We start from the raw sequence: 6,651 nt of genomic DNA on the forward strand, positions 1-6,651 counted from the left end.
CTATTGCTAAACTTCTGCAATCTTTCAAAATAATTTCAATTTCTTTATTAAATTCCATTTATGATTTTAAAATAGTATTGTTTTTAGTACGATTTTTCGGTAAAATGTCGGCTAACGTCTTGGCGCTACACGATGGTTGCGACTTTAAAGCAGAGTATTTTCTGCTAAACGAAGATATGTAAAAAAACGCTAATTCCACAAAAATCGCAACTATCGTGTAACGGCTGTTAGCAGCGGTAGCGACACACAAGTTGAGCAGGCATAGAAATGCAATTCCAAAATGCCGATTCAATTGCATTCCAACAAAATTTAAAGCAGACTTTTTTCCACTCTTGAAAAATAGAGTTATGAAAATTGATATTTATTTCTAGATATTCCGTTTTTCAAAGAGCATTTTCGACTAATAAATTCTATTATAATTTTCAAAAACAATTTGCAACAAACACATTCCAAGAATATTTTAAAATTCAACAATAATTTTCGAAAAATACTTTCAAAATTATCGTTTTATACAAACTTAAAACTCAATTAATATTTTAACAAACCAAACGTTTAAAGGTTCCGCGGAGCTATCTCTGCTAACGTCTTGGCGCTTGGCGTGGTTGGGGACTTTTGAAACCGAGTATTTTCGGCTTAACGTAAAGGTAATAAAAAAACGCTAATTCCACTAAATCCCAATCACGTCAAACGGCTGTTGTAGGCAGTGCTTATTCTGCGGTTTCGGTATTAAATTCAGTGTAAGTGTTTGTTTTCATAATGTCAATTTTGAAATCTCCGTTTTCGTCTTTCATAATTATTACACTATCAAAACCTAATTTATCAAGTTTTTCTATTGTCGCTAATTCACCTTCAGCAAGTTGTAAAACTCTACGTAATAACCAATCAGACAAAGCTTTGTTCGGATTCGTCATTAGAGCTTTTGAATTTTCTTGACAAACTTTGGCAGTAAATATTTCTCCTGTTGGAATTTGTAAATTAAAGTCTTGGTCTCGTTTTGGAAAGAAATTTGGAAATTTTCTGTGCAATTCCGCAGGAATTGGAATGTAAATTTCTCCAAAATCTCTTTTTCTTCCATTTGCATTCCATTGATTTAAACCACTTCGTTCAAAAATAAATTTTTCTCCTTTCTGAATTCCATAAAGAGGTAAAATCACATAATTTTCTCCTTTAATAAGTTTATCAGTTGCCGTTTTTAAATTTTTGTTTTCTTCAAACAATTCGAGTAATAGCGAATATGGGTCTTCTATTATATCAATCGGCAAACGAAAAGCATTTTGAGGAATTATAAATTTTCTAAAAAGTGTACTTTTTGAATAATTGAATGAGTACAAATTATGTCCATCTTCAAATTGTAAACTTGCTTTATTATCTTTAACCGAGTGGATATTAGTAACATCAATGATGTTATAATCCGTTTCGTAAAGTAATAATTCTTTTTCTTTACGAGCTATAATGTGATAAAGTGAATCTTCAATGTTGTAAACACGATTTGCTAAATTTATTCTGTCGTTTCGGAATTCCCCAAGTTTTAAAGCAAGTTCCTTGCCTTTAAAATCTTTTAAAGTTCTTGATAACGAGTTAAATTCTGCAACTTTTTCATTACTTGAATTTCCATTACAAACAAAAGTTTTTAAACCAACACCAACAGAATTATAATTTGCATCAAAAGCTGTGTCTGAACGAGAAAGATTTCCCGCATCAAAACTTCTACAAAATATATTTTCGGCAACACGATAATTTATGAATGGAACAGCACTTTCGCTGAATAAACCCGAAAGCTTTGAAACTGCTGAAAGCAGTTTTAAATAATTTCCGTTTTTTTCTATGTCAATTTCTGCGAATGATTTCATAAAACTCTTATGATTTCGTTGCTAATTCTTTCGATTAGTGTTGTAGTTACTGAATTCCCTGCTTGCATATAAAGTTTACTATTTGCCAAGTTTGGTAAAATATAATTTTCGGGATAACCTTGAAATAAAAAGCATTCTTTCGGAGTTAATTTTCTAATTCCAAAATCATCTTTTATAAGTGGCACATTATGTCCGCCTGTTCCCATATTTGCCGTTAAAGTTGGGCAAACATTACTTTTATTTTCTCTTGCATAAACTCTGCGCCATTGATAAACTGTATCTTTTGAAACCATTGCTTTTTCAAGTTCTGGAAAATAGGCGTGGTCTTCTTTATAATATAAGTTTTCGGCTTGTTTACCTTGCTCTAAAATATCGTGAATAGTTTTTGTTAATTTAATTTCCGAAGGAAATTTGAAATCAGCAAAATTTTCTACTTGATTTGGGTCAAATGCAACGATAAAAATCCTTTCACGATTTTGTGGAACATTTGCGTGAGTCATTGAGTTCAAAATTTTGGTAAAAACTTTGTAACCTAACTTATCTTCTAAAACAGAAATGATTGTCTTAAACGTATTTCCGTTATCGTGAGAAACTAAATTTTTTACATTTTCTAAAAACACAACTTTTGGTCTGTGTTTAACAACTATTTGTTCGATGTCAAAAAACAATGTTCCCCTTGTGTCAGCAAAACCTTTTTGATTTCCTGCAATTGAAAATGCTTGACAAGGAAATCCTGCACATAAAATATCAAATTCTTGTGGAATGTAATTTTTTACACGTTCTTTCGTAATATCGCCAAATGGAACTTCTCCGAAGTTTTTTCTATAAGTTTTTTGAGCGCTCGTTTCCCATTCGCTTGTAAAAACACATTTTCCACCTACGTTTTGCATTGCCAATCTGAAACCGCCAATTCCTGCAAAAAGGTCAATAAATTTAAAAGTATAATTTTCTGGAGTTGGAAAAGGAACATCTTCAACTTCAAAGAGTAATTGTTGTAAAGCATCTTCGGCAACAATATTTATTTGTTCTTCAACTTGTTTGTATTCAACAAAATTATCTAAAACTTTTACTGCATCTTTTTTATAATGTTTAGAAACTCCGTTCCTGTAATTGTGTAAATAGTGTGTAATCAGAGCTTTGTCGAAAGGTTCAGCAAGTTTTGTTTGATAGTTTTTCCCGTCAAATTCATCAATACTTATTTTTTCTATTACTTTCATTTTCTCTCTCTAAAATTAAAGTCGCAATTTATAATAATTATTCGTGATAGAGAATTATATCCTTGTTAAAAGTATTTCTGTTGGAGTAATAAATTGAATCTCTATTCGGTCTCCAACTTGTGCATTTATATGATTGAACCAAGTTCCTAATAATTTAAGATTTCCATTACCGTGAAATTGTTTTGCGTACAAATCATTTTCACTTCTCTTACCTGATGATTTTAATAAAGCATCTGTCAAAAAGCCATCATTTGTATTACATTTATAAATTATATTTGCATTTGGTTGCTTTTCGTTGAAAATGTCTAATCTTCTTGCTTGAGATATTGGGATATGAAGATAAGCTTCCCCATAAACTATCCCGCGAGTAGTAGTATGTCTATGAGAACCCCAAAATAAATGTGCTCTTTTTAATGTTGTTACAAACGTATCTCCGATATTTGGCATATTTTCTGTTATTTAGTTGTTTTTTTGTTCGGTGCGGTCGCATTGCCTACAACGTCTTGGCGCTTGGCGAGGTTGGGGAGTAAAGATGCGAGATTTTTCCATTAAACACAAATTTTCCAAGTACAAAACCATCTTTAAATTAAGCCTAAAACCCCAATCTCGCCAAACGGCTGTTAGCAGAAGTATTATTTACGCACAATCCAATTCTCAATTTCAATGCCAATTAACCTTTCAAAATCCTTTGTGTTTTCTGTTACTAAAATTAATTTGTTTTCAATTGCAGTAACACCAATTAATAAATCGAATTCATCATTTTGGGGTTTACCAAGTTTGTTTAGACGAACTTTTTCTTCAGCGTATTTTTTTATTGAACCGTAGATTGGGATTATTACAATTCCTTTTAAAAAAATATCAACAGCTTTATGTGACTTTACTTTATCAACACTATTTTCAGCACCAAACCTTAACTCTAAAACAGTTATTTCAGAAATATAACAGTTTTCTAAACCTTTTAATTTAAGTGTTTTGTCAACTTCAAATTTTCCACGCAGAAAATGCACACAGATATTAGTATCAAGTAAATATTTCATTAGAATTTAATTTCTTTCGTTCTAAATTTTCGGCTTGATTTTATCTCTGTATTTATTTCATCAGAAGTTTTTTCAGTTGAGAATGCACCAAAAGATTTATAAAAGTTATTTTCTTTACTTTTTGTTTCAGCTTTTAATGATTTTGTCAACTTTTCAATTAGTTCGAGTTTACTCATTGAGTTTAAACTCTCGAATAATCCGAAGTAATTTTCTATAATATTTTTGTCAGTAAAAGTCATTTTCGTTTTGTTTTATTCAAAGATATGATTTTTTCCCATTTCGGTCAAATATTTCTGCTAACGTTTCGCGGCTACAAGAAGTGGCGAACATCGAAACTGCGTATTTTCTGCTAAGATAAAATTTCTTGCGAAAGATAAATGTGAATTAACCACATTTCTCGCCATTTCTTGTAACCGCTGTTAGGCGTTGTATTTATATTTATTCAAATTTTCGTTTAGCGTTTTCATAAGTTCTGTATAATTCATCTGCATTGAATTTGCGGATATATTAAATGGAGAACCATAATTATTCACATTAAATTTCATTAATTTTTTTCGTATTCCATTTTCTTCTTTTTCAATCCAATATTCTGAATTATCCACATCAATAATTACAAATTTTTGACTTTGTATTTTAAGTTCTGAAAATCCATTTATGTTTTTCCATTCAATAAATTCTGTCTGCGATTTTTTTGGATTAACATTTACTCCTTTTTTATCAATTATTAGGATTAGTTGATTCGCCAAAATTTGTCTTATTGAAACATATATTCCTAATCCGAAAAATAGAACTGATGTAATTCCGATTGTTTTGATAAAAAAAGGACTTCTTGCTCTGTAACCCGTAAAATTTTCAGCGTTCATAAACATATAAATTCCACCAATTACAAAAATTAAGGAAGCAATTAATAATAATAATGATTTTTTCTTACTCGAATAAATTTCTATTTTTTCCATTTACAACTTCGTATTTTATTGATTTTTATTGTTTTACGTTTGCGTTCTGGTAATATAACGCCTAACGTCTTGGCGCTTGGCGTGGTTGGGGACTTTTGAAACCGAGTATTTTCGGCTGAACGTAAAGGTAATAAAAAAGCGCTAATTCCACTAAAACCCCAATCACGCCAAACGGCTGTTACTAGCTGTTTATTTAGGCGGTATTATTTGCCATAAACTTATCACTTTCTATTATGAAATCCCAATTTTTACGTTTCTATTTCTCCACTTTTTGATTTTCTGTATTTTTATTAATTCAGTTTCTAAGTTAGATATTTGACTTTGTCACTTTGAAATATTTCAGTTACAATTTTCAAGCTTTAATTATGCAGTTCGAAACTCAAGTTTCCACACTCACGCTTCAATATTTAAGTTTCAATTATCACGTCAAATATTTATGCTTCCACACTTACGTTTCTAAATTCACCCTTAATTATGAAACTTTTTATAAGCACGTACAATATTCACGCTTCCACATTCAAATTCCAATTATCACATTTCTACTTTTAGATTTTCTAGAAAAAAAGCTTTGAGGTCTAGTATTTATTCGGCGTAACTTCCTCATAAATAGCTAGTAACGTCTTTGCGCTTGCCGAGGTTGGGGACTTTCGAAGCCGAGTATTTTCGGCTTAACGTAAATGTAGTAAAAAAACGCTAATTCCACTAAAACCCCAATCTCGCCAAACGGCTGTTGTGCGACGTATTTTTTTTTAGTATTCAACTATGGTTCCAACAATGTCAGTTTCATTTATTAATCCGACATATCTGCAATCTTCTGAATTATCTCTGTTGTCTCCAATTAGAAAAACTTTTCCATTAGGTATTTTTATTGGACCAAAATTGTCTTTATTCCAATCGTTTTTATAAATTTTCTGAATTGTTGAATCTTTTTTCCCCTTTTCTGCAATGATTCTTTTGGATGTTATTTTATACTTTTCGGCAATTGAATCAGGTAATAAAGCAATCACATCATCTGTGTCGTCCATATACGCAAATAAGTCGTCAGAAATTTTTTCTATTTCCTTGATTTTTGAATATTCTGCTTTAGTTGTTTTATAAGAATGAATATGGTCAATTCCTTTGTCTATGTTTATTTTATTCACATAGAGAATTCCGTTTATGATTTCTACAACGTCGTTTTCTTTTCCATAAAGTCTATGTATTCTAATTTGTTTCCCCGAAATTTTATCTTCGTAATTGTAAGAAACAAAATCGCCATTTTTTGGTGTAACTAAATTAGAAACTAATATTTTAGAATTAATTTTCAAATTTGGTTCATTTGCTACAGTTGAATTTTTATAGGCTTTTAAAATTCCCGTTTGCGCAACAATTGAGTATGAAATAAATAGCGTCACAATTGTAATTAAAATTATTTTTACTTTTTTATTCATCTTTTAAAATTATATTTATTTTAAGTTTCGTCTGTTTTTGTAAAGTCCTGAAATAGGTTGACACATTTTTACTGTGTTTTCAATTCAAATTTAGATAAATAATTTCTTTATTCCTACGATAGGATTTGTATGGAATGTTAGCCTTTATATGAACACTAACA

General features: G+C 30.4%; 8 protein-coding genes. 1 reads left to right on the top strand and 7 read right to left on the bottom strand.

The window, feature by feature from the left end; genetic code table 11:
* Positions 1-182: hypothetical protein (locus J3S90_RS15520; protein ID WP_210646944.1), on the top strand; the 182-nt coding region annotated here is incomplete at its 5' end.
* 525 nt (positions 183-707) lie between these two features.
* Here J3S90_RS15520 and J3S90_RS15525 read toward each other — a convergent pair.
* The 7 genes from J3S90_RS15525 to lepB form a co-directional block, all read right to left on the bottom strand.
* Positions 708-1,850, bottom strand: coding sequence for a phospholipase D-like domain-containing protein (locus tag J3S90_RS15525; RefSeq protein ID WP_210646945.1), 1,143 nt, complete (start codon positions 1,848-1,850; stop codon positions 708-710).
* Positions 1,847-3,067, bottom strand: coding sequence for a DNA (cytosine-5-)-methyltransferase (gene dcm, locus J3S90_RS15530; RefSeq protein WP_210646946.1), 1,221 nt, complete (start codon positions 3,065-3,067; stop codon positions 1,847-1,849). Before dcm ends, J3S90_RS15525 begins: the two co-directional genes overlap by 4 nt.
* 54 nt (positions 3,068-3,121) lie before the next feature.
* A complete protein-coding gene (locus tag J3S90_RS15535) occupies positions 3,122-3,514 on the bottom strand; it encodes a hypothetical protein (RefSeq protein ID WP_210646947.1) in 393 nt (130 codons plus the stop codon).
* Positions 3,515-3,699: 185 nt separating this feature from the next.
* Positions 3,700-4,104: a PIN domain-containing protein gene (locus J3S90_RS15540; protein WP_210646948.1), complete on the bottom strand. Its 405-nt coding sequence runs from the start codon at positions 4,102-4,104 to the stop codon at positions 3,700-3,702.
* Positions 4,104-4,343 carry a hypothetical protein gene (locus J3S90_RS15545; protein WP_210646949.1) on the bottom strand — a complete coding sequence of 80 codons (240 nt, stop codon included), beginning with the start codon at positions 4,341-4,343 and terminating at the stop codon, positions 4,104-4,106. The genes J3S90_RS15540 and J3S90_RS15545 overlap by 1 nt, the downstream gene beginning before the upstream one ends.
* Positions 4,344-4,523: 180 nt before the next feature.
* Complete coding sequence (locus J3S90_RS15550; RefSeq protein WP_210646950.1) at positions 4,524-5,060, bottom strand: STM3941 family protein; 537 nt, start codon at positions 5,058-5,060, stop codon at positions 4,524-4,526.
* Between the two features lie 749 nt (positions 5,061-5,809).
* A complete protein-coding gene (lepB, locus tag J3S90_RS15555) occupies positions 5,810-6,490 on the bottom strand; it encodes a signal peptidase I (protein WP_210646951.1) in 681 nt (226 codons plus the stop codon).
* Positions 6,491-6,651 lie beyond the last annotated feature (161 nt).

It is taken from the genome of Flavobacterium flabelliforme, from assembly GCF_017948675.1.
GTDB classification, from domain to species: domain Bacteria; phylum Bacteroidota; class Bacteroidia; order Flavobacteriales; family Flavobacteriaceae; genus Flavobacterium; species Flavobacterium pygoscelis.

Bases quoted from the DNA above. Each gene is read 5' to 3' on its own strand.
- J3S90_RS15545 (WP_210646949.1), bottom strand. From the start codon at position 4,343: ATGACTTTTACTGACAAAAATATTATAGAAAATTACTTCGGATTATTC.
- J3S90_RS15550 (WP_210646950.1), bottom strand. From the start codon at position 5,060: ATGGAAAAAATAGAAATTTATTCGAGTAAGAAAAAATCATTATTATTA.
- lepB (WP_210646951.1), bottom strand. From the start codon at position 6,490: ATGAATAAAAAAGTAAAAATAATTTTAATTACAATTGTGACGCTATTT.
- dcm (WP_210646946.1), bottom strand. From the start codon at position 3,067: ATGAAAGTAATAGAAAAAATAAGTATTGATGAATTTGACGGGAAAAAC.
- J3S90_RS15535 (WP_210646947.1), bottom strand. From the start codon at position 3,514: ATGCCAAATATCGGAGATACGTTTGTAACAACATTAAAAAGAGCACAT.
- J3S90_RS15540 (WP_210646948.1), bottom strand. From the start codon at position 4,104: ATGAAATATTTACTTGATACTAATATCTGTGTGCATTTTCTGCGTGGA.
- J3S90_RS15525 (WP_210646945.1), bottom strand. From the start codon at position 1,850: ATGAAATCATTCGCAGAAATTGACATAGAAAAAAACGGAAATTATTTA.